This is a genomic window from Cryobacterium sp. 10C3 (genome assembly GCF_034314285.1).
GTDB classification, from domain to species: Bacteria; Actinomycetota; Actinomycetes; order Actinomycetales; family Microbacteriaceae; genus Cryobacterium; species Cryobacterium glucosi.
The window spans coordinates 2,497,571-2,518,090 of sequence record NZ_JAVIWF010000002.1; the positions used below are offsets into that span (position 1 = coordinate 2,497,571).

The window sequence follows — 20,520 nt, forward strand, 5'->3', positions numbered from 1 at the left end:
TGCCCCGTGCTGAGTTGCGGCCCGTCCGGGCGCGGTGAGGGCGTTTTCCCGGCATCTCAACCGGGGCTACGGGCGCGGGGCTACGGGGTGGGCGTCGCGGTGGCCGGGGTGAGGGCCGCGTTGATCAGTGACCTGATCACGGTGTAGTCGGGATTCTCCGGGTCGACGTTGTTCGCCGGGGTCAGCTCGACCGTGTTGATCGGGTGCGTCTTGGTCTTGGCGGCGAGCGTCACGAAGTAGCCGAGCATGCTCTGCGGGATGTCGGTCTTCACGACCTGGGACCCGGCTGAGGCCACGGACTCGAACTTGGCGAGCACGTTGGCGGGGCTGGCCTGGGCGAGGATCGCCTCCTGAAGCTGGTGCTGGCGCTCCATGCGGCTGTAGTCGCTCGTGCCGTGCCGCGAGCGGGCGTACCAGAGTGCGTGGTAGCCGTCCATGTGCTGCATGCCCGGCTCGAACCAGAACAGCACGGTGGTGAAGGTGTCGTCGGTGTGGACCGGCACGCGTTCGGTCACGTTGATTTCGACGCCGCCGAGCGCGTCGACGAGTTCGGAGAAGCCCTGCATGTCGATGAGCCCGTAGTACTGGATGGTCAGCCCGGTGATGCCCTCTGCGGCGTCCCGCATGCCCTCGATACCGGGCTCGCTGCCGGCGTCGATGGCCTTCGGGTACATCTCGGGGCTCTTCAGCTCGACCTCGGTGTAGATCGAGTTGAGCATGCACGCGTCGACCCTGCAGGTGTCGTGGTATCCGTATCCCTTGGGATACTCGGCGGCGAGCGGGGAATTCGCTACGAAGGGCACGTATGCGAGGTTGCGGGGCAGGCCGATCATGGTGACCTGGCCCGTGGTCGCGTCGATGCTCGCAACGGTGATGCTGTCCGGGCGGAGACCCGACCGGTCGGCTCCGGCGTCGCCGCCGAGAAGCATGATGTTGTAGCGCCCGTCAACCGGAGGGACCGTCGGCCCGGCCACGAAGACCGAGGACAGGAAGTCGCTCGCCGTCGCGGCGACGTAGGCGCCGTAGCCGGCCGTTCCGGCGATGACGACCATGATCACGGTCGCGAATCCGGCGATGAGGGGGCGGGCACCGGGGCCCGCCTTGACGAGGCGCACGAGCCGGAGGGTGTCGAGGGTCAGCACGACCCAGACGATGCCGTAGAACACCAGTACCGCTGCGGCGACCCAGAGCCCGATCGAGTTGGTGAAAGCCGTGAGCACGAACTCAGGCCAGAACAGGTAGGCGAGCCCCACGATCACGACAAGGCCGATCAGGGTGAACGTGCAGCGCAGGCCGAACCGGCCGAGGCTGCGACTGCCGGCGAGCACTTGCGCCGAGCCGGGCAGGACGACGTTCAGCAGCACGAGCCACCAGGCCCGTTTTGTCATCACACGGGCGGACCCGGATTCCGGGTTCCTGATCGGATTGGTGGCGATGCTCATAGCTTGGCTTGGAGATCCGAATTCTTCTGTTCGACCTGGGCGGCAAGGTCGAGTGCGTAGGCGACGAGTTTGTCGTGCAGGCCAGCGTCGGCGAGGGCCAGGATCTTCACGGCGATGAGCGCCGCGTTACGGGCCCCGCCGATGGAGACGGTCGCGACGGGCACTCCGGCCGGCATCTGCACGATCGAGAGCAGGGAGTCGAGGCCGTCGAGCCGGCTGAGTGGAACGGGAACGCCGACGACGGGAAGCGCGGTGACGGCGGCGAGCATGCCGGGGAGGTGCGCTGCACCGCCGGCGCCGGCGATGATGACCTTGAGGCCGCGCCCGTGGGCGTCTTCGCCATAGGCGATCATCTTCCTGGGCGTGCGGTGCGCGGACACCACCTGGACTTCGTAGTCAATCCCGAAGTCGCGCAGGAGCTGCGCGGCGTCGCTCATAACCGGCCAGTCGGAATCGGAGCCCATGACGACGCCGACGAGCGGCGCGTGCGGCACCGGGGGCGTTTCTCGGTTCTCCGACAGCGGGGTGGTTGCTATGGGGTTCTCGGGCACGCAGTCGATCTTAGGTGTCAGTCCTGAAAAAACGCCGCAGTGGCACGCGCTTCATAGGCGACGTCGTCCAGATCCGCCCCTCCCACGGTGACATGGCCGACCTTGCGGCCGGGTCGCGGGTCCTTCCCGTAGTTGTGCACCTTCGCCGACGGATGCGCGGCGAAAGCCGCCGGGTACCGATCGGCGAGCGTGCCTTCGGCGGGTCCGCCGAGGATGTTCACCATCACCGACCACTCGTCGCGCGGCGTCGTCGCACCGAGCGGGAGGTCGAGGACGGCACGGAGGTGCTGTTCGAACTGGCTCGTGGTCGATCCTTCGATCGACCAGTGGCCGCTGTTGTGCGGGCGCATCGCCAGCTCATTGATCAGGAGGCGCTCATCCGTCGTCTCGAAGAGCTCGACGGCCATCACGCCGCACACGCCGATGCCCTCCGCGACCCTGATGGCGATGTCGGCGGCGACCGCCGCGAGTCGTCCGCTCGACAGCGGCGCGGGGGCGATCACTTCTGCACAGACGCCGTCGCGCTGCACGGTCTCGACGACGGGCCAGACGGCGACCTGGCCGGACGGGCGCCTGGCCACGAGCTGGGCCAGCTCCCGGGTGTACGGCACGTGCTCTTCGACGAGCAGGGCGCCGCCGTTGGCGTCCTCGGCGAGCGCGATGAACCAGTCGTCGACCTCGTGCTTGTGCGTGACCACCCGGACGCCCTTGCCGTCGTAGCCGCCCCGCGGCGTCTTGACAACGGCGCGGCCGCCGTGGTCGGCGATGAAGACGGCGAGCTCAGCCGTGTTCTCGACAGCCGCCCAGTCCGGAACCGGGAGCCCGAGCTCGCCGAGGCGCCGGCGCATCTCGATCTTGTCCTGGGCGAAGACGAGGGCCTCCGGTCCCGGGCGCACGGTGACCCCGCGGGCGACGAGTTCACGGAGCACGGCCTGGGGCACGTGCTCATGGTCGAAGGTGATCACGTCGACGGTCTCGGCGAAGGCGAGGACCGTGTCGAGGTCGTGATAGTCCCCCACCCTCGTCGCGGCGAGGCCGGCCGACATGCCGTCGGCCTCGGCCAGGACACGCAGGTCGATCCCGAGGTTCACCGCAGCGGGGATCAGCATCCTGGCCAGCTGGCCGCCCCCGATTACGCCGACTGTCGTGCTCATTTCGTCACCGATTTCTGTGCGACCCTTCATTTTCGGACGCACCGATTTTCAGTCTGAGGCGGTGTCTGCGCCGTAGACTCGTGGATTGTTGTTCTATCTTCGCCCATAGACCGGATGGATGTATGCCGATTACCTCGGGAAAATCAGCACGGCTCGTCGCTCTCGCGATTCAGATCGCGAGCTTCGGCGCCGTGGGACTCGTCGGCTTCGCCGTCGACTTCTCGGTGTTCAATCTGCTCCGCACCACGGTCTTCGATCCGCACCTGGTCCACGCCGGGCCGATCTACGCCAAGGTCGTCTCGACCATCCTCGCCATCGCCGTGAACTGGATCGGGAACCGGTACTGGACCTTCGGCAAGAGCCGCCAGTCCCAGACCCTCCGCGAAGGAATCGAATTCTTCGGCGTCAGCCTCGTCGGTATGGGCATCGGACTCGCCTGCCTGTGGGTGAGCCACTACGTGCTCGGCCACACCAGCGTCGTCGCCGACAACATCTCCTCGAACGTGATCGGCCTCATCCTCGGCGCGATCTTCCGCTTCGTGCTCTACCGCTACTGGGTCTTCGCCCCGCACCGTCGCGTTGTCGCTCCGGTAACGGCGAGCCTAGCGACCATTCCAGATGGTCGTCTGGTCGGCAGCGAACGCTGATTCCTCGCGCCGCCGCGAATCGAATCCGGTCTGCGACTGCTCGATGAGGTCGTGCAGCACGCGCTGCACCAGGGTCGCATTGGGAACGTCCTTCAGCACGAGCGGCCGTTCGGAGCCGGAGGCGATGATCACGTCGCCGGAACCGCTCAGGGTCTGCAGCCAGGTCGTCCGCACCCTCACGTCGTAGCCACGGCTGTGCAGCAGCTCCTGCCGGGTCCGCACGAAGAAACCGCGCCGGAAGATGATGCGCCGGGTCGTGATCGTGTACCGCCGGTTCAGCCAGGACGCGAGCGGCAGCAGCCAGACCAGCACGACGACCGCGGCCGCGACCCAGAGCAGGGCGCTGTCCTGCCACGGCTCCGCGAGGTTGCCGTAGAAATACCCGGTTGCCGTGCAGACGCCGACCAGCGCAAGGGTCGGCCAGAGCAGCACGCGACCGTGCGGGCGCAGCGCGGCCACGACCCGTTCGGCCGGAGCCCCCGGATCTGCCGGGCCCGTCCCCCTGTTGTTCGTCATGACCCTATTAATACCTCAGGTGGGTCACATCGCCCGCCGCGACGGCCTGCGGCTCGCCGGTGGCCTGGTTCTCCACGATCAGCCGGCCCGACTCGTCGAGCGCGATCGCGACCCCGACGAGGTCGTCACCGCCGGGCAGTTGCACCCGCACCTTCGAGCCGAGGGTGCCGCACAGTGCCGTGACGGTGCCAAGGAGACCGCTCGCGACCGGGTCCCCGTTCACCGCGAGGAACTCGGCCGTGAGACGGGAGAGTTCGATGAGGTAGCGGGCGAGCACGGCATCCGCCTCGGGGGCCCGGCCGGTCACGAGCAGCAGCGAGGTCGAGGTGAGCGTGGGCAGGTCGTGTTCGTCGAGCGAGAGGTTGAGGCCCGTGCCGATCACGAGCCCGCGGGTGTCCGGCAGCAGCTCCGAGAGGATGCCGGACACCTTGTAGCCGTCGATCAGCACGTCGTTGGGCCACTTCAGGGTGACCTCGTGGGCGGGGTGTTCACCGTCGTCGGGGCCGGCGGCCGACGTGCCGGCGGACGGGGCGCCCGCGACGAGGCTCGCCTCGACCTCTGCGCGCACGGCGATGGTCATCGCGGCGCCGGCGAGGAGCGGGAACCAGCCGAAGCGGTCCACCGGGAGCGGGGCGCCCTCGCCGGTGCCCTTTCCGACGAGCGGGCGCAGCAGCACGGAGATGGCGAGCGACTTGCCGGTGGGGGCGAGCCAGGTGCGGCCGAGCCGGCCCCGGCCGCGGGTCTGGTTGTCGGTGACGACGGTCGACAGGTGCGGCCAGCCGGCGGCATCCGCCCCCGTCGCGTGGCCGACGAGCACGTCGTTCGTGGACCCGGCCTCGTCGAGGTAGTCGAACCGGCTCACCGCCTCACGGCTGAGTGGAAACTGCATCTGACCTACTTCCGCTTCCTGCAATTCTCCCGGAAGATGCCCCCGATGCCACATTTTGAACCGAATTTGCGGAATCTGCAGGAGTTATGCCCGCCCGGGGGAACAGAACGGCCAGCGATCGGGCCGGGTTTTGTAGGGTTTCGTCAACGGTCCGGGCCGAGGGCTGGCCGGTAGAGTGAACGGCGTGAGTGACAATTCGCCCGTTTCGGGACCAGATCTGTACACGACGGCTGGAAAGCTCGCCGACCTCAAGATTCGCTATCACGAAGCCGTGACCGCGAGCGGTGAGGCGGCGATCGAAAAACAGCACGCCAAGGGCAAGATGACCGCGCGCGAGCGTATCGAGCTCCTTCTCGACCAGGGCTCGTTCGTCGAACTCGACGAGTTCGTGCGCCACCGCACCCACGGCTTCGGCATGGAGAAGAAGCGGCCGTACGGCGACGCGGTCGTCACCGGCACCGGCACGATCCACGGGCGCCAGGTCGCGGTCTACTCGCAGGACTTCACCATCTTCGGCGGATCGCTCGGCGAGGTGGCCGGCGACAAGATCATCAAGGTGATGGACCTCGCCCTCAAGACGGGCGTGCCGATCATCGGCATCCTCGACTCCGGCGGAGCGCGTATCCAGGAGGGTGTCGTCGCCCTCGGCAAGTACGGCGAGATCTTCCGCCGCAACACCGCAGCCTCCGGCGTCATCCCGCAGATCTCGATCATCTGCGGCCCCGCCGCCGGTGGCGCGGTCTACTCCCCCGCACTCACCGACTTCGTGATCATGGTCGACAAGATCAGCCAGATGTTCGTCACCGGCCCCGACGTGATCAAGACCGTCACCGGCGAAGACGTCGGAATGGAGGAGCTCGGCGGCGCGCTCACCCACAACAAGGTCTCCGGTGTCGCGCACTACCTCGCGAGCGATGAGGCCGACGCGCTCGACTACGCCCGCACCCTGCTCGGTTTCCTGCCGGACAACAACCTCGCCGAGCTTCCGGTCTTCGACAGCGACGTGGAGCTCGAGACGACGGATGCCGACCGCGCGCTCAACACGATCATCCCTGACTCGCCGAATCAGCCATACGACGTCAAGACCGTGATCGAGCACATCGTCGACCGCGGCGACTTCCTCGAAACGCAGCCGCTGTTCGCCCCGAACATCGTCGTCGGCTTCGCCCGCGTCGAGGGCCGGTCCGTCGGCATCGTCGCCAACCAGCCCAACGCCATGGCCGGGACGCTCAACATCCAGGCCGGCGAGAAGGCCGCCCGTTTCGTGCGGTTCTGCGACGCGTTCTCGATCCCGATCCTCACCCTCGTCGACGTTCCCGGCTTCCTGCCCGGAACCGATCAGGAGTGGACCGGCGTCATCCGCCGCGGCGCGAAGCTGCTCTACGCCTACGCAGAGGCGACGGTGCCGCTCGTGACCGTGATCCTGCGGAAGGCGTACGGCGGCGCATACATCGTGATGGGTTCCAAGCAGCTCGGAGCCGATATCAACCTCGCCTGGCCGACCGCCGAGATCGCCGTGATGGGTGGCCAGGGCGCCGTGAACATCCTCTACCGCGCCGAGATCAAGAAAGCCGAAGCCGCGGAGGAGGACGTCAACGCCGTGCGCACCCGCCTCGCCAACGAGTACACCTACAACGTCGCGAGCCCGTTCCTCGCCGCCGAACGCGGCGAGCTCGACGGGATCATCGAGCCGGCAGCCACCCGGGTCGCCATCACCAAGGCGCTGCGTGCCCTGCGCACCAAGCGCTCGAGCCTGCCGCCCAAGAAGCACGGCAACATCCCGCTGTAGGGAGCGACCATGGCAGACGAAGAGAACGCCCGACCGGACGCACCGGAGGGCACCCCCGCGGATGCTCCGGCGCACCTGCGGTTCCTGACCCGCGGCATCAGCCCGGTCGAGGCCGCGGCCGTGTCCGCCGTGCTGCACGGTCTGCTCCGCGAGGAGACCGGCAGCCTGCACAAGAAGCCGACCGGCGCCCGCAGCGGCTGGCAGGCCGGCCAGCGGGCCATCCGGCCGCCCTTCGTGTCCGGGCAGAGCAGCTGGGGCGAGTTCCGGGCCTGAACCGTCCGGGTCCTGGCCGGTCCCCCTAAATGCCGACTTTTGAATTGCGAACGGCTCGACCACTATAGATATTGCTAGGTGTCGCTCACTGAGTTACACAGCCAGAATTCGTCGACTAGGGTAAGCAGGCGAATTCTGGGGGCACGTCAGGGTGACATTCGGGTTGTCGCCCTGGCACAACGTAAAAAGGGGACCAGCCTTCGGGTTGGTCCCCTTTTTTGCGTTCCGGGCCGGTCCGTTCCCCGCAGGCCCTCAGGCGCCGAGGGCGGATGCCGTGGCCGGGTCTCTGGGGATCTCGAGCCAGAGGTCGACCTCGGGCTCCGGTGAGTCCTGTCCCAGGGCGCTCAGCCGGGCATCAGCGCTGCTGAGGCCGACCACGGTCACGGCCGTCGCCGAGCCTTCCCCGCGGTGCGTGCGATGATCGTGTCGGCCGTCGATTCGCCGATGGCGGCGGCGAGCTGGTTGAGGACGGTTTCGAGCTCGGCACCGTCGAGGTCGTCGATCGTGCCCTCGTCGAGAAGCGTCACGATGCCGCCACGGCGCCTGGCCGTCATCACCTGCTCGCGCACGGCGTCGTTGAGCAGCTTGCGGCCGCGGATCTCGTCCCGCACGGCGGCTTCGAGGTAGCGGCACTCCTGGCGGTCCTCCGCGTCGAGCTCGCCGCGCTTGTCGATGATGCGGCGCAGCATGGGGGACGCGAGGCGCAGCGTCTGCGCGAGGCGCACCTGGCGTTCGAACAGGTGCGCTTCCTGGGCGGCCTGCCACTCCGTCGCCTCCGCTCCGCGAGCGCATACTGGCGGGCGTCACGCCCCGCCTTGGCGAGGGCGCGGGCGAGGAGGACGGCAACGGTCACCCAGACGACACTCCCGATCACGCCCATGTCGAGCAGCTGGGCCGGGCCGGCCCAGATGATCGTGTGCACGACGAGCGCGCCGACACCGACCCAGGCGAGCGCCGTTCGGCGGCGCGTCGCCGTAATCGTCATGAGGGTGCCGACGGCGGCGACGTACCAGGTCGCGTAGCCGTTCCTGGCGGAGCCGTCGAGCTGGCTGCCGACGAGGAGCGGGATCACGACGCAGACCGCGACGTTGAAGAAGGCGAGCGCAAGGCCCATCCGCATCGGGCTCGACGGCCAGAGGCTCAGGACCGTCGCGAGTGCGTAGAGCGCGAGCGCGATGATCGTCGGTCCCGGGGTGCGCGGCAGGTCGATGGAGTAGATGCCGAGCACGACGTGGTACGCCGAGAAGAGGCCGGCGAGGAACAGGACGAGCCCGCGTGGGACGGTGATCATCAGGGGGTCACCCCGCCGTCCTTCGGCCACTCGATGGTGATCGTGGTGCCCTGCCCCGGCGTGGAGCACACCGACACGGAGCCGCCGACGCTCTGCATCCGCTCCGCGATCGAGATGCGCAGGCCGAGGCGCGCGCTCGGGACGAGGGCCGGGTCGAAGCCGACGCCGGTGTCGGAAATCTGGATGGTGCATCCGCCCTGGCTGTTCGCACTCATCGTCAGCACCCGCTCGGGATCGGGCGCACCTGGGCCTGCGCCGGCGTGCTCCACGCTGTTGGCCATGGCCTGGACGGAGGCCGCGAGGATCGCCTCGGAGACGTGCGTGGGCACGGCGAGCTTCGGGATGGCGCACTCGACGATCGTGAACGGCCGGGCGAGCCGGGAGGCCGCGAGGCGGATCTGCCCGGCGAGCTCGGAGAAGCTCACCGTGCTGTCGTCGACGGCCGGGGTGATCGCGGCGTCCGTGAGGCGCTGGAGGGCGTCGGTGGCCATCCCGGAGGCGAGCTGCGCGGCCTTCGGGCTGCCGGCGGCGGCCGCGGCGAGGAACGTCGCGAGCACGCTGTCGTGCACGATCGAGTCCACCTGCACGCGCTCGACCTCGGTGGCGTGCTGGCGCACGGCGTTCGCGTACTTGTTGAGCGCATTCGTCTGCGCGGCGTCGACGGAGGCGGCCGTCTGCCGCAGCATGAAGATTATGATCAGGAGGACCTGGCCGAGGAGCGTCGCGTAGACGGCGTCGAGGGAGGCCAGCAGCGCATCCGCGTCACCGCCGGAGGGCAGCGAACGCACGATCCCGTAGGCGAGCGGGGCGGCGAAGGTGTACGCGCACGCCCAGCCGAGCGGGAACGAGATGGCCGCGCACGAGGTCGCGACCGTGCAGACGTACCAGAGCCAGGGCTTCCCGTCGAGGACGGCCGCCGGGTCCCGCATCAGGAACGGCCACCCGATCAGGGCGACGAAATACATGAGTGCAACGGCGCCGGTCGTGATGCGCACTCCGACCTTGGTGATCGAGGCCACTACGACGGCGGCGACCGCCACGGCGAGGGCGACCGGCATCGCGACGCCCATGACCGGCAGCCGCAACGGGATCTGCTGCAGCATCGCCGGGAGGGCCTGCAGGGAGAAGACGACGGCGACCCCGGCGACGGACCGGGAGATCACGACCTCGATCCGGGACCGGCTGATCGGGTTGCGGGGCTGGCGGATGCCGGGCGCCCGGATGCCCTCCGCCGCGACGGGTACGAGTTCCAGGCGGTCGGGAGGCAACCGTGTCGGGAGCTGCGGGATCGTGCCCGCTGCTTCAGCCGCGGCCATCTCCGCCATCCGGGTCCAGCCCCGGCAGGATTCCGTCTTCAACGGCCCGGCGCAGCAGGTCGACCTTCGTCGGCGCGGGACGTCCGACCTCGACGTACTTCACGCGGATCCGGTCGAGGTACTCCCGCGCGGTCGAGTGCGCGATGCCGAGCTGCATGGCGACCATCTTGAGCGGAAGGCCGGAGGCGTAGAGGTGCAGCACGTCCCGTTCCCTGCGGCCGAGCTGGGCCTTGGAGAAATCGCGGTCGGCGTCGATCGCGGTCGCCCATTCGAGGTTGTTGAGCACGTCGCCGCGGGCGACCGAGGCCACCGCGGCCATCACGGTCGTCGTCGGCGACGACTTCGGGATGACGCCGGCGGCGCCCGCTGCGAGGGCCTCGCGAACGAGGGCGACCCTGTCGGCGATGCTGTGCACGAGCACCGAGGCGCCCGTGCTCTGGGCCAGGTGCACGTTGTCGGTGACGAGAGAGCCGTCGCCGAGGGAGAGGTCGAGCACGATCACGTCGCAGGGACGCCCGCCGATCCCGTCGACGAGTCCCTGGACGGTCGCCGCGGTTGCGACGACCTCGTAGCCGACGTTCTCGCAGGCGGCCTGGATGCCGAGGCGGACGGATTCGTGATCGTCGGCGATGCCCACCCGGACGGGGTGGTCGAGCGGCATACGGGCTTCAGTGGCGTGCGTCGACCCCACGGTCGCACCGGCCGGACCGGCGGGGGCATCCGCCGTCGTGGTCGGAGAGGTCGCGGGTGTTGTCGGGTGCGTCACTAGTTCCTACATTCTTCCATTGCACGTACACGTCAACGATAGCTATTTGGACAGCAGGGCGACGGCTTCCACGTGATGAGTGTTCGGAAAGAGATCGAACGCGCGCAGCTTCCGCAGCTCGTATCCGTGCCCGTTGAGGAGGGCGATGTCGCGGGCGAGGGCGACGGGATCGCAGGCCACGTACACGATCTGCTTCGGGGACAGCACCGCGAGCTGGTCGATGACCTCGTGGCCTGAGCCGGAACGCGGCGGGTCGAGGACGACGGTCGCCGCCTGGTGCTTCGCCCGTTCGGCCGCGCTCGCGTCCCGGACCAGGCCGGCCAGGAAGCGGTCGACCCGGTCGGTGCGAACGCTCGCTCCGACCCATTCCGCGAGGTTCTCTGCGGCGAAGTCGGTCGCGTGCGCGTCGCTCTCGACGGAGGTGATCCGGACGGTGCTGCCGAACTTGTCACCGACGGCCGCAGCAAGCAGCCCGACGCCGCCGTACAGGTCGAGGTTGGTGGCACGGGGGTCGAACAGCTCGGGATCGATCAGGTCCTGGACGGCGTGGTAGAGGGTGTCCGCGGCGCGGACGTGCACCTGCCAGAACCCGCCGGCGTCGAGACGGAATTCCCGGTCACCGACGACCTCACGGATCAGGGTGCGCGAGGTGGCCTTGGGCTTACCGCGCGCGTCCGGCTCCGAGACGAGGATCTGCACGGTGCCGAGGCTCGGGGAGACGACGTCGACCGAAGCCGCTCCGGGGAAACGCTGGTCGAGCGGGGCGGCCGCTTCGAGCATCCGCTCGGCGAGGGGAAGATCGCCGACGGGGATCACCCGGTGGGAGCGGGCCGCGTATGGGCCGACCGTGCCGTCTTCGTCGACGTGCAGGCGCACCCGGGTGCGCCAACCTGTGCCGTCCGCCGCGTCGCCTGGCGAGGCGTTGGGGCCGAGCGGCACGGGTTCGACGACCACGTCGGACTCGATCTTCGCCATGCGCTTCAGGGAGTCTGCGAGCACCTGGCGCTTGAGTTCGCGCTGGAAGCCGAGTTCGATGTGGCCGAACTCCGCGCCGCCGGCCCGGTCGTCCGGGTCGCGCTCGACGGCAGCGGAGGCCCAGATGTGCGGCTGGCGTTCGCGGGCCGCGTCGAGGACCTCGACGGTCTCCGCGCGCCAGAAGCTCTTGTGGTTCGCGGAGGTGAGCCGGGCGCGCACGCGCTCCCCCGGCAGGGTGTCGCTCACGAAGACCACGCGGCCTTCGTGCCTGGCGATGAAGATACCGCCGTGAGCTACGTTGGTGACGAGGAGTTCGAGTTCAGTACCCACCTCGGCTGCGTGTGCGGGGAGATTCGCCGGTGTGTCATTGCTGGTGGCCATTGTTCGAGCATCCCACATCGCTTCTATCGCCGCTTCTTTCGCGGCACAAAGGGAACCATGCGCCTCTATCTGGCTTCGACCTCTCCGGCCCGGCTCACGCTCCTGCGTGCCGCGGGCATCGAGCCGGTCACGATCGCGCCCGGCGTCGACGAAGACGAAGTCGCAGCGGATGCCGCCGAAATGCTGGGCGCACCGCTGACGCCCCGTCACACGGTCGAGTTGCTCGCTCGCGCCAAGGCGGAGGACGTCTCCCGGGCGATCGTCGCCCTGGACGCCGAGGCCGCCGACGGTGACGACGTGCACCTCGTGCTCGGCGGGGACTCCGTCTTCGTCATCGATGGCGTGATCTACGGCAAGCCGCACACGGCCGAGCGGGCCAGGGAACGCTGGGAGCTGCAGCGCGGCCGCACCGGGCAGCTCTACTCCGGCCACTGGCTCATCGAACACCGGGCCGGTGTGCCCGGCCGGGCCGTCGGGGCCGTCGCGGTCGCCGACGTGACCTTCGCCGACGACATCGACGACGCCGAGCTCGACGCGTACATCGCGACGGGAGAGCCCCTGTTCGTGGCGGGGGCCTTCACGATCGACAGTCTGGGAGCCCCGTTCATCACCCACATCGAGGGCGATCCCTCGACCGTCGTCGGCTTGTCCCTGCCGACGCTGCGTCGGCTCGTGCTGAGTCTCGGGCACTCCTGGCCGAGCCTCTGGAACCGCTCGAACGCCTGACTCTCAGCGGGTTCCGGAGGCGCTTTGTAGGCATCCATACCTTTTTGGGGGTTCTTTTTGTTGAGGAGAACCAAAGTCTCGGGCGGGAACTCCAATAAGCTCAGGCACTGTGTCCCGCATAACGAAGGTCCTCATCGCCAACCGGGGCGAAATTGCCGTGCCGGGTGATTCGAGCCGCGAAAGACAGCGGCATTCTCTCGGTCGCCGTCTACGCCGACCAGGATCGTGACGCCGTGCACGCCCGCCTCGCAGATGAGGCGTACGGGCTCGACGGTACGACAAGCGCAGAAACCTACCTGGTCATCGAGAAGATCCTCTCGGTCGCCCGCCGTTCGGGTGCCGACGCCGTGCACCCCGGCTACGGTTTCCTCGCCGAGAACGCCGATTTCGCCCGCGCCGTGATCGACGCCGGCCTGGTCTGGATCGGCCCGTCTCCCGACGCCATCGAGCAGCTCGGAGACAAGGTCTCCGCGCGGCATATCGCCGAGCGGGTGAACGCTCCGATGGCCCCAGGCACGCTCAACCCGGTGGAGGGCGCGTCAGAGGTCCTCGACTTCATCGACCAGTACGGGCTGCCGGTCGCGATCAAGGCGGCCTTCGGCGGCGGCGGACGCGGCCTCAAGGTCGCCCGCACCCGCGAAGAGGTCCCTGAGCTCTTCGACTCGGCCGTGCGCGAGGCCGTCACCGCCTTCGGTCGCGGCGAGTGCTTCGTCGAGAAGTACCTCGACAAGCCCCGCCACGTCGAGACCCAGTGCCTCGCGGACGCCTACGGCAACGTCGTCGTCGTCTCCACCCGCGACTGCTCGCTGCAGCGTCGCCACCAGAAGCTCGTCGAGGAGGCACCGGCACCGTTCCTCACGACCGTTCAGCACGACGAGCTGTACCGCGCGTCCAAGGCCATCCTCAAGGAGGTCGGCTACCTCGGCGCAGGCACCTGCGAGTTCCTGATCGGCCAGGACGGCACCGTCTCCTTCCTCGAGGTCAACACCCGGCTCCAGGTCGAACACCCCGTCTCCGAGGAAGTCACGGGCATCGACCTCGTCCGCGAACAGTTCCGCCTCGCCGAGGGCGGCCGCCTCGACTACGACGACCCGATCCCGCGCGGGCACTCCTTCGAATTCCGGATCAACGGCGAAGACCCCGGCCGCGGGTTCATGCCCTCTCCCGGCCCCGTGCACGTCTTCAGGGCGCCGGGCGGCCCCGGCGTGCGCGTCGACAGCGGCGTGCAGGCCGGCGACGTCATCTCCGGCTCCTTCGACTCCCTGCTGGCCAAGCTCATCGTCACCGGCGCGAGCCGCGAGGAGGCGCTCGAGCGTTCGCGCCGCGCCCTCGACGAGTTCGACATCGCCGGCCTCCCGACCGTGCTTCCGTTCCACCGCGCGATCGTGCGCGACCCCGCGTTCGCACCCTCGGACGGCGAGCCGTTCTCGATCTACACCCGGTGGATCGAAACCGATTTCGTCAACGACATCGAACCGTGGAACGGCTCCCTCACCGACTTGGGCACCGCCGAGAAGCGCCACAACGTCGTCGTCGAGGTCGAGGGCCGCCGCATCGAGGTCAGCCTCCCCGTGCGTCTCCTGCCCGGCACCGCCGAAAGCACCGCCGGTCCCGCCCCGCGTCGCCGCGGCGTGGCCCACTCGGTGAACACGGCAATCGGCGACGCCGTGGTCGCGCCGATGCAGGCCACGATCGTCAAGCTCGCCGTCGCTGAAGGCGACGTCGTCGTCAAGGGCGACCTGCTGCTGGTGCTCGAAGCCATGAAGATGGAACACCCGCTCACCGCGCACAAGGACGGCGTGATCGGCAGCATCGGCGCCGTCGTCGGTGCCACGGTGTCGAGCGGGTATCTGTTGCTCGCCGTGACCGACGCCGCGTAGGCACCGCACTGCAGGCATCCGCTCGCTCATCGTCGGCCGGGAAAGGGGACCGTCGTGGATCCGGACGAACTGACCGCGTTCCTGCTCGACCTGAACGGCGCCGTCGAGACGTACCCGTTCGGGCCGGAGGCCCGGGTGATGAAGGTCGCGGGCAAGATGTTCTCCGTCGACCAGCCGGATGCCCCGCGCCGGTCGATCACGCTCAAGGCGCTCCCGGAGAACGTGCCGCGGCTGATCCGGAGCGTTGCCGGCATCGAGCCCGGGTACCACATGAACAAGCGGCACTGGGTGACCGTGAGACTCGACGGCTCCGTTCCCGCCGACCACGTGCGCGAGCTGATCACCGAGTCGCACGCGATCATCGTCGCCGCTCTCCCCCGCGCCATCCGGCAGTCCCTCCAGGGCTGACCCTCCGTCCCGCGAGAGTACGTTTTCGGCCCTTAAAACCGCGCTTTATGGGCCGAAAGTGCACTCTCGCGAGGACGCGGGTCGGGGTGTGTGGGGATCCGTTCGGGATTAGAGGACGATGTGCATCGCCCGGGCGGCATCCGTGATCGAGCCCGTCAGCGACGGGTAGACCGGGAAGGCCCTGGCGACCTCATCGACGGTGAGCCGGTGCTCGACGGCGAGCGCGAGCGGGAAGATGAGTTCGCTCGCCTTCGGGGCGACGATGACGCCGCCGATCGTCGGTGCCGGTGGTCGTGGTCGCGAAGAGCTTGACGAAGCCGTCCTTGATCCCCATCATCTTCGCCCGCGGGTTCGCGGCGAGGGGCAGCTTGTAGATGGTCCCGCGCACGAGCCCGTCCTCGATCTGCTTCTGCGTCCAGCCGACGGTCGCGATCTCGGGCTGGGTGAAGATATTGGCCGCGACATTGCGGATCTCGATCGGGTTCACCGCGTCGCCCATCGCGTGGAACACCGCCGTGCGGCCCATCATCGAGGCGACGGATGCGAGGGGCAGCTCGGTCGTGCAGTCTCCGGCCGCATAGATGTTCGGCATCGAGGTGCGGGCGACCCGGTTCACCCGGATATGCCCGGAGTCGGTCAGCTGCACTCCGGCCTCCTCGAGGCCGATCCCGTGGGTGTTCGGCACAGAGCCGACGGCGATCAGGCAGTGGCTGCCCTCGACCTTGCGGCCGTCGGACAGGGTCGCGAGCACCCTGGTGGAGGTGACGACGACGGATTCGGCGCGGGACTTGCTGAGGACGACCATCCCGTTGCGCTTGAAGACGTTCTCGATCACGGCGGCGGCGTCGGCGTCCTCGCCGGGCAGCACCTGGTCGCGGCTCGAGATCAGGGTGACGCGGGCACCGAGGGCCCGGTACGCCGAGGCGAACTCGGCGCCGGTGACGCCGGACCCGACGACGATCAGGTGCTCGGGCACCGCCCGCAGGTTGTAGAGCTGGGTCCAGGTGAGGATGCGCTCACCGTCGGGGACCGCGGTCGGGAGGATGCGCGGGCTCGCGCCCACGGAGACGACGATGGTGTCGGCGCTGATCCGGTCGAAATCGGTGCCGGAGGCCTCCGAGGTCGCGACGATCACGCCGCTCGTGCCGTCGAGGCGGCCGTGGCCCTGCACGAGGCGCACTCCGGCGGTGACGAGCGTGGCCCGCATATCCTCGGACTGCTGGCGGGCGAGCGCGAGGAGGCGCTTGTTGACGGCGGCGAGGTTGATCGCGACCTCGGGGCGGCTCGGCTTACCGTCGGCGCCGCGCACGTAGAGCTGGACGCCGAGCTCGGTCGCGTCGCCGATGGAGTTGGTGGCCTCAGCGGTTGCGATGAGGGACTTCGAGGGCACCACGTCCGTGATGACCGCCGACCCGCCGACGCCGACCTCTTCGACGAGGGTGACCTCCGCCCCGAGTTGTGCTCCGGCGATCGCCGCTTCGTATCCGCCGGGCCCTCCGCCGAGAATGACGATCTGCTGCTTGCGTTCGAACTCGTAGGCCATGGTGACATTCTGCCGTCCGCCGCCCTTCGCCACCAATCCCTGCAGGGGGCATCCGCCCGCCCCAACGCCCGCGCCGGACGAATTCGACGAAGTTTCTGAGATTTCCGCGCGTGAGAGGGCACTTTGGGCCCCGAATGCCCAAAATCTCCGTCGAATTGGTTCGGGCGAATAGAGTGGGGGGATGCCGACGATCGACGCAAACCCGCTGGACGAGCCACAAACCGATCCATTCGAGATCGCCCGGATCGCGGCGGAGGAAATCGCCGAGCTGACCGGCGTCACCCATCACGACGTCGCGCTGACCCTCGGCAGCGGCTGGGGCAAGGCCGCGGAGCTCATCGGCGAGACCACGCACACGATCCCCGCGCAGTCGATCACCGGATTCAGCGCCCCCGCGCTCGAAGGCCACGTCGGCACTCTGCGTTCCGTGCTCCTGCCGAACGGCAAGCGGGCTCTCGTCATCGGCGCGCGCACCCACTACTACGAAGGCCACGGCGTCCGCCGGGTCGTGCACAGCGTACGCACCGCTGCGGCAACGGGCGCGACGACCATGATCCTCACCAACGGGGCGGGCGGCATCCGCGAGACCTGGACCCCCGGAACGCCGGTGCTGATCAGCGACCACATCAACCTCACCGCGGACTCGCCGCTCGAAGGCGCGACCTTCATCGACCTGACCGACCTCTATTCGAAGCGGCTGCGCGACCTCGCCCGCACCATCGACCCCGGGCTCGACGAGGGCGTCTACTGCCAGTTCCGCGGACCGCACTACGAGACCCCCGCCGAGGTGCAGATGGCGAAGGCGATCGGCGGCCACATCGTCGGCATGTCGACGGCGCTCGAGGCCATCGCCGCCCGCCAGGCCGGCATGGAGATCCTCGGCCTGTCCCTCATCACCAATCTCGCGGCCGGGATCCAGAAGGAGCCGCTCAGCCACGCCGAAGTGCTCGTCGCAGGCAAGCAGGCCGAACCCGTGATCAGCGCACTCCTCGCCAGGATCGTGGCCGCCCTGTGAGCGCGACCGAGACCGGCACCGGGCCCACGAGCACCGGGCCCACCAGCACAGGGCCCGTCGACTCCGAGCTGACCGGCACCGGTGAGGTTCGCGCGCGCGGGCGTCACCGGGCATTGCCGGATGCTCCCGCTTCCGCACTGCCCCCGACCCTCGCGCTCGAGATCGTGGAGATTCCGGTCCCGGCGGCCGCCCAGGCGGTTCCAGTATCGGCAGCAGCCGAAGCGGCGGAGGCAGTTCCGGCAGCAGCCGAGGAACCCGCCGCTGCCCCACTGACCGCCCACCCGGCATCCGCCGCGGACGAACAAGCCCCCGTCACTGCGGAAATGGACGCCACCGTCGCGGCGGCCTTCGTCCCGGCAGCGCGCGCCCACCCCGTTCGGGCATCGACGACGTCTGCACCGGCCCCTGCGCCCGACGACGCCACCACGGTCGCCGCGGCCACCGCCTGGCTCGCCCAGGACCCGGACCCCGAGACCCAGGCCGAACTGCGCGCCCTGCTCCGCGGGGCACAGTCCGCGGACGAGACAGCCATCACCGAGTTGCACGCCCGCTTCGACGAGCGCCTCGCCTTCGGAACGGCCGGCCTCCGCGGCGCGATCGGCGCCGGCTCCAACCGGATGAACCGCGTCCTCGTGTCCCAGGCCGCGGCCGGCCTCGCCGCGTTCCTGATCGGAACCGCCCTTCCCGGCCAGACCCCCTCCGTCGTGATCGGCTACGACGGCCGCAAGAACTCCCAGGTCTTCGCGGCCGACAGTGCCGCGATCATGGCGGGTGCCGGCGTCCGCGCCATCCTGCTGCCCCGACTGCTGCCGACGCCCGTCCTCGCCTTCGCCGTCCGCCACCTCGACGCGAGCGCCGGCGTCATGGTCACCGCCTCGCACAATCCCGCGGCCGACAACGGCTACAAGGTTTACCTCGGCGGCGCGAACAGCGGATCCCAGATCGTTTCACCGGACGACGCGTTCATCGCGGCGGAGATCCACCGCGTGGCGACGCACACGACCATCCCCGACCTGCCGCGCGGCGTCTACGAGACCGCGGAGGAGACCGTCGTCCAGGCCTACATCGCCGCGACCGCCGCTACCGTCGGCCCGCCGCGCGCCCAGGTCAACGCCGTGTACACGGCCATGCACGGGGTCGGCTGGGACACCACCCGCCGCGTGCTCGAGGCTGCGGGCTACGACCTGCCGACCCTCGTCGACGCGCAGATCGCCCCGGACCCGACCTTCCCGACCGTCGCGTTCCCGAACCCGGAGGAGCCGGGCGCCCTCGACCTCGCCTTCGCGACCGCCCGCGAGATCAACGCCGAACTCATCATCGCGAACGACCCGGACGCCGACCGCCTCGCGATCGCGATCCCCGACGCCGACGCCGCGGGCGGATACCGTCGCCTCACCGGCAACGAGGTCGGTGCGATCCTCGGCTGGCGTGCCGCGGAACGGGCAGAACTGGCGCCCATCGCCGACGACGCCGCCACGGACGACGACGCGGACACATCCGCCCCGGCCCCGCGCAGCGGCACTCTGGCCTGCTCGATCGTCTCGTCGCCGGCCTTGAAGGCCGTGGCGGATGCCTACGGCATGCGCTTCGAAGAGACACTCACCGGGTTCAAGTGGGTCTCGCGCGCCCCCGGTCTGGTGTTCGGCTATGAGGAAGCCCTCGGCTACCTCGTGAACCCGACGACCGTGCGCGACAAGGACGGCATCTCCGCGGCCCTCGCGCTGCTGTCCCTCGTGAGCGACCTGAAGAACGAGGGCTTCACCCTCGCGGACCACCTGCACCACTTCAGCGGCCGGTTCGGGCACTTCTCGTCGAGCCAGATTTCGGTGCGCGTCACCGACCTGTCGTCGATCTCCCGGGTGATGGACCGGCTGCGCTCGAACCCGCCCGTGTTCATCGGCCGGATCCGCGTCGACCACATCGACGACCTCGCCGGCGGCTTCCTCGGCTTGCCCCCGAGCGACGTGCTCCGGATCCGCCTCGTCGGAGGGGCCCGGGTGATGGTGCGCCCGAGCGGCACAGAACCCAAGCTCAAGGTCTACCTCGACACGAGCAGCGTCGTCGGCACGGTGGTGGAGCGCCAGGTCGCCGCCAACGCCGTGCTCGCCGAGCTCGAGCGCGGTATGCGCGAGCTCATCGCGTAGGGCTCACCGCGCAGGACTCGGACCTCAGGGCCCGGCACGCGAAGCACCGCACCGCACCGCACCGGGCTCAGCCGAGCGCGTCCTCGAGCTTGGTGGTGAGCTCGTCGAGGTCGAAATAGTTGTCGATGACGACGATGTCCGCGTTGGTCTTGCCGATGTGGGCCACGAGCTCCGATGAGGTCAGGATCACCTGCGCGTCCGCGCCGACGGTCTGCACGGAGGCAACGTCGGTCGCCGTGACCTCGGCGTCGATGTCGAGCCGGGCGAGAGCCCGTTCTGCGTTCATCTTCAGGATCGCGGAGGTGCCGACTCCGACCCCGCACAGGGCGACGATCTTCATTCCTGGACCCCGTTGGCTTCTCCGGCGGGTGCCGTCACGCCGAGCAGCGAACGGATGCCGGCGGCATCCGTCGCGGCCGCAAGCGCAGGGATGACCCGCGGGTCATTGAAGAGGTTCGCGAGTTCGGCGACGAGCAGCACGTGCTCATCGCCCGTCGTCACGGCGAGGCCGAGGACCACGCTGACCGGGTCGTTGTGCGGGTGGCCGAAGGCGACGGGTTCCGCGAGCGTCACGACGCTCAGGCCCTCTGCGATGACGTCGGGGCCTGGGCGCGCGTGGGCGAGGGCCAGGCCCGGGGCGATCACGACGTAGGCGCCGAACTCGTCGATGACGTCGATCATCCGTTTCGTGTAGCCGGGGCCTGTCGACCCCGAGCGCACGAGACCGTCGCCGGCCGCGGTCACGGCGGCGCGCCAGTCGGCCACGTGGATGCCGATCGCGATGGCGGTAAGAGGCAGGTCTGGGAGTTGCATA

General features: G+C 69.2%; 20 protein-coding genes and 2 pseudogenes. 8 read left to right on the forward strand and 14 right to left on the reverse strand.

The annotated features are described in order from the left end of the window. Positions 1–80 precede the first annotated feature (80 nt). The 3 genes from RGU41_RS12810 to RGU41_RS12820 form a co-directional block, all read right to left on the reverse strand. Complete coding sequence (locus RGU41_RS12810; RefSeq protein WP_322136412.1) at positions 81–1,442, reverse strand: LCP family protein; 1,362 nt, start codon at positions 1,440–1,442, stop codon at positions 81–83. Beyond that, positions 1,439–1,906, reverse strand: coding sequence for a 5-(carboxyamino)imidazole ribonucleotide mutase (gene purE, locus RGU41_RS12815; protein WP_322137349.1), 468 nt, complete (start codon positions 1,904–1,906; stop codon positions 1,439–1,441). Before purE ends, RGU41_RS12810 begins: the two co-directional genes overlap by 4 nt. 104 nt (positions 1,907–2,010) lie before the next feature. Continuing rightward, complete coding sequence (locus tag RGU41_RS12820; protein ID WP_322136413.1) at positions 2,011–3,147, reverse strand: 5-(carboxyamino)imidazole ribonucleotide synthase; 1,137 nt, start codon at positions 3,145–3,147, stop codon at positions 2,011–2,013. Between the two features lie 122 nt (positions 3,148–3,269). Between RGU41_RS12820 and RGU41_RS12825 the strand changes: the two genes are divergently transcribed. After that, positions 3,270–3,794 (forward strand): GtrA family protein, encoded by a 525-nt coding sequence (locus RGU41_RS12825; RefSeq protein ID WP_322136414.1) that lies wholly within the window; start codon positions 3,270–3,272, stop codon positions 3,792–3,794. Here the strand turns inward: RGU41_RS12825 and RGU41_RS12830 are convergent. Further along, positions 3,750–4,310, reverse strand: coding sequence for a PH domain-containing protein (locus tag RGU41_RS12830; protein WP_322136415.1), 561 nt, complete (start codon positions 4,308–4,310; stop codon positions 3,750–3,752). The genes RGU41_RS12825 and RGU41_RS12830 overlap by 45 nt on opposite strands. Positions 4,311–4,317: 7 nt before the next feature. Then, a complete protein-coding gene (locus RGU41_RS12835; protein ID WP_322136416.1) occupies positions 4,318–5,199 on the reverse strand; it encodes a biotin--[acetyl-CoA-carboxylase] ligase in 882 nt (293 codons plus the stop codon). 175 nt (positions 5,200–5,374) lie between these two features. Here RGU41_RS12835 and RGU41_RS12840 point away from each other — a divergent pair, with 175 nt between their 5' ends. Both RGU41_RS12840 and RGU41_RS12845 read left to right on the forward strand, forming a co-directional pair. Beyond that, positions 5,375–6,988, forward strand: a complete 1,614-nt coding sequence (locus RGU41_RS12840) for an acyl-CoA carboxylase subunit beta (protein WP_416172932.1) — start codon at positions 5,375–5,377, stop codon at positions 6,986–6,988. Positions 6,989–6,997: 9 nt separating this feature from the next. Beyond that, positions 6,998–7,261: a hypothetical protein gene (locus tag RGU41_RS12845; RefSeq protein ID WP_322136418.1), complete on the forward strand. Its 264-nt coding sequence runs from the start codon at positions 6,998–7,000 to the stop codon at positions 7,259–7,261. A 252-nt stretch (positions 7,262–7,513) separates the two neighbouring features. Here RGU41_RS12845 and RGU41_RS12850 read toward each other — a convergent pair whose 3' ends face one another. The 6 genes from RGU41_RS12850 to RGU41_RS12875 form a co-directional block, all read right to left on the reverse strand. Beyond that, on the reverse strand, positions 7,514–7,645 hold the full coding sequence (locus RGU41_RS12850) for a hypothetical protein (protein WP_322136419.1): 132 nt from the start codon (positions 7,643–7,645) through the stop codon (positions 7,514–7,516). Continuing rightward, positions 7,642–7,872: a hypothetical protein gene (locus RGU41_RS12855; protein ID WP_322136420.1), complete on the reverse strand. Its 231-nt coding sequence runs from the start codon at positions 7,870–7,872 to the stop codon at positions 7,642–7,644. The genes RGU41_RS12850 and RGU41_RS12855 overlap by 4 nt, the downstream gene beginning before the upstream one ends. Then, positions 7,815–8,552: a hypothetical protein gene (locus RGU41_RS12860; RefSeq protein WP_322136421.1), complete on the reverse strand. Its 738-nt coding sequence runs from the start codon at positions 8,550–8,552 to the stop codon at positions 7,815–7,817. The genes RGU41_RS12855 and RGU41_RS12860 overlap by 58 nt, the downstream gene beginning before the upstream one ends. Beyond that, on the reverse strand, positions 8,552–9,868 hold the full coding sequence (locus RGU41_RS12865; RefSeq protein WP_322136422.1) for a sensor histidine kinase: 1,317 nt from the start codon (positions 9,866–9,868) through the stop codon (positions 8,552–8,554). Before RGU41_RS12865 ends, RGU41_RS12860 begins: the two co-directional genes overlap by 1 nt. Further along, on the reverse strand, positions 9,855–10,529 hold the full coding sequence (locus tag RGU41_RS12870; protein WP_322137350.1) for a response regulator transcription factor: 675 nt from the start codon (positions 10,527–10,529) through the stop codon (positions 9,855–9,857). The genes RGU41_RS12865 and RGU41_RS12870 overlap by 14 nt, the downstream gene beginning before the upstream one ends. A 147-nt stretch (positions 10,530–10,676) precedes the next feature. After that, positions 10,677–11,990, reverse strand: a complete 1,314-nt coding sequence (locus RGU41_RS12875; protein ID WP_322136423.1) for a class I SAM-dependent RNA methyltransferase — start codon at positions 11,988–11,990, stop codon at positions 10,677–10,679. A 57-nt stretch (positions 11,991–12,047) separates the two neighbouring features. On the opposite strand from RGU41_RS12875, the gene RGU41_RS12880 reads away from it, so the two are divergent. From RGU41_RS12880 to RGU41_RS12890, 3 genes and pseudogenes are all read left to right on the forward strand, one after another. After that, on the forward strand, positions 12,048–12,716 hold the full coding sequence (locus RGU41_RS12880) for a nucleoside triphosphate pyrophosphatase (protein WP_322136424.1): 669 nt from the start codon (positions 12,048–12,050) through the stop codon (positions 12,714–12,716). Positions 12,717–12,825: 109 nt separating this feature from the next. Then, a pseudogene (locus RGU41_RS12885) lies at positions 12,826–14,596 on the forward strand (acetyl/propionyl/methylcrotonyl-CoA carboxylase subunit alpha). A 54-nt stretch (positions 14,597–14,650) separates the two neighbouring features. After that, a complete protein-coding gene (locus RGU41_RS12890) occupies positions 14,651–15,004 on the forward strand; it encodes an MmcQ/YjbR family DNA-binding protein (protein ID WP_134449077.1) in 354 nt (117 codons plus the stop codon). A 108-nt stretch (positions 15,005–15,112) separates the two neighbouring features. Here the strand turns inward: RGU41_RS12890 and RGU41_RS12895 are convergent. Continuing rightward, positions 15,113–16,547: pseudogene (locus RGU41_RS12895) on the reverse strand (NAD(P)H-quinone dehydrogenase). Between the two features lie 181 nt (positions 16,548–16,728). On the opposite strand from RGU41_RS12895, the gene RGU41_RS12900 reads away from it, so the two are divergent. Further along, on the forward strand, positions 16,729–17,562 hold the full coding sequence (locus RGU41_RS12900; RefSeq protein WP_134560705.1) for a purine-nucleoside phosphorylase: 834 nt from the start codon (positions 16,729–16,731) through the stop codon (positions 17,560–17,562). 323 nt (positions 17,563–17,885) lie between these two features. Further along, positions 17,886–19,706: a phospho-sugar mutase gene (locus tag RGU41_RS12905; protein ID WP_416172972.1), complete on the forward strand. Its 1,821-nt coding sequence runs from the start codon at positions 17,886–17,888 to the stop codon at positions 19,704–19,706. A gap of 67 nt (positions 19,707–19,773) precedes the next feature. Here the strand turns inward: RGU41_RS12905 and RGU41_RS12910 are convergent, their stop codons facing one another. Together RGU41_RS12910 and RGU41_RS12915 are read right to left on the reverse strand one after the other, a co-directional pair. Beyond that, complete coding sequence (locus RGU41_RS12910) at positions 19,774–20,046, reverse strand: PTS sugar transporter subunit IIB (RefSeq protein WP_134449402.1); 273 nt, start codon at positions 20,044–20,046, stop codon at positions 19,774–19,776. Next, positions 20,043–20,519, reverse strand: a complete 477-nt coding sequence (locus RGU41_RS12915; RefSeq protein ID WP_134560706.1) for a PTS sugar transporter subunit IIA — start codon at positions 20,517–20,519, stop codon at positions 20,043–20,045. Before RGU41_RS12915 ends, RGU41_RS12910 begins: the two co-directional genes overlap by 4 nt. Position 20,520 lies beyond the last annotated feature (1 nt).

Excerpts from the sequence above, each read along its gene's own strand:
- RGU41_RS12870 (WP_322137350.1), bottom strand. The coding sequence starts at position 10,529 with ATGCCGCTCGACCACCCCGTCCGGGTGGGCATCGCCGACGATCACGAA.
- RGU41_RS12845 (WP_322136418.1), top strand. The coding sequence starts at position 6,998 with ATGGCAGACGAAGAGAACGCCCGACCGGACGCACCGGAGGGCACCCCC.
- RGU41_RS12865 (WP_322136422.1), bottom strand. The coding sequence starts at position 9,868 with ATGGCCGCGGCTGAAGCAGCGGGCACGATCCCGCAGCTCCCGACACGG.
- RGU41_RS12825 (WP_322136414.1), top strand. The coding sequence starts at position 3,270 with ATGCCGATTACCTCGGGAAAATCAGCACGGCTCGTCGCTCTCGCGATT.
- RGU41_RS12880 (WP_322136424.1), top strand. The coding sequence starts at position 12,048 with ATGCGCCTCTATCTGGCTTCGACCTCTCCGGCCCGGCTCACGCTCCTG.
- RGU41_RS12875 (WP_322136423.1), bottom strand. The coding sequence starts at position 11,990 with ATGGCCACCAGCAATGACACACCGGCGAATCTCCCCGCACACGCAGCC.
- RGU41_RS12915 (WP_134560706.1), bottom strand. The coding sequence starts at position 20,519 with ATGCAACTCCCAGACCTGCCTCTTACCGCCATCGCGATCGGCATCCAC.
- RGU41_RS12860 (WP_322136421.1), bottom strand. The coding sequence starts at position 8,552 with ATGATCACCGTCCCACGCGGGCTCGTCCTGTTCCTCGCCGGCCTCTTC.
- RGU41_RS12820 (WP_322136413.1), bottom strand. The coding sequence starts at position 3,147 with ATGAGCACGACAGTCGGCGTAATCGGGGGCGGCCAGCTGGCCAGGATG.
- RGU41_RS12830 (WP_322136415.1), bottom strand. The coding sequence starts at position 4,310 with ATGACGAACAACAGGGGGACGGGCCCGGCAGATCCGGGGGCTCCGGCC.
- purE (WP_322137349.1), bottom strand. The coding sequence starts at position 1,906 with ATGGGCTCCGATTCCGACTGGCCGGTTATGAGCGACGCCGCGCAGCTC.
- RGU41_RS12835 (WP_322136416.1), bottom strand. The coding sequence starts at position 5,199 with ATGCAGTTTCCACTCAGCCGTGAGGCGGTGAGCCGGTTCGACTACCTC.
- RGU41_RS12905 (WP_416172972.1), top strand. The coding sequence starts at position 17,886 with ATGGACGCCACCGTCGCGGCGGCCTTCGTCCCGGCAGCGCGCGCCCAC.
- RGU41_RS12810 (WP_322136412.1), bottom strand. The coding sequence starts at position 1,442 with ATGAGCATCGCCACCAATCCGATCAGGAACCCGGAATCCGGGTCCGCC.
- RGU41_RS12900 (WP_134560705.1), top strand. The coding sequence starts at position 16,729 with ATGCCGACGATCGACGCAAACCCGCTGGACGAGCCACAAACCGATCCA.
- RGU41_RS12910 (WP_134449402.1), bottom strand. The coding sequence starts at position 20,046 with ATGAAGATCGTCGCCCTGTGCGGGGTCGGAGTCGGCACCTCCGCGATC.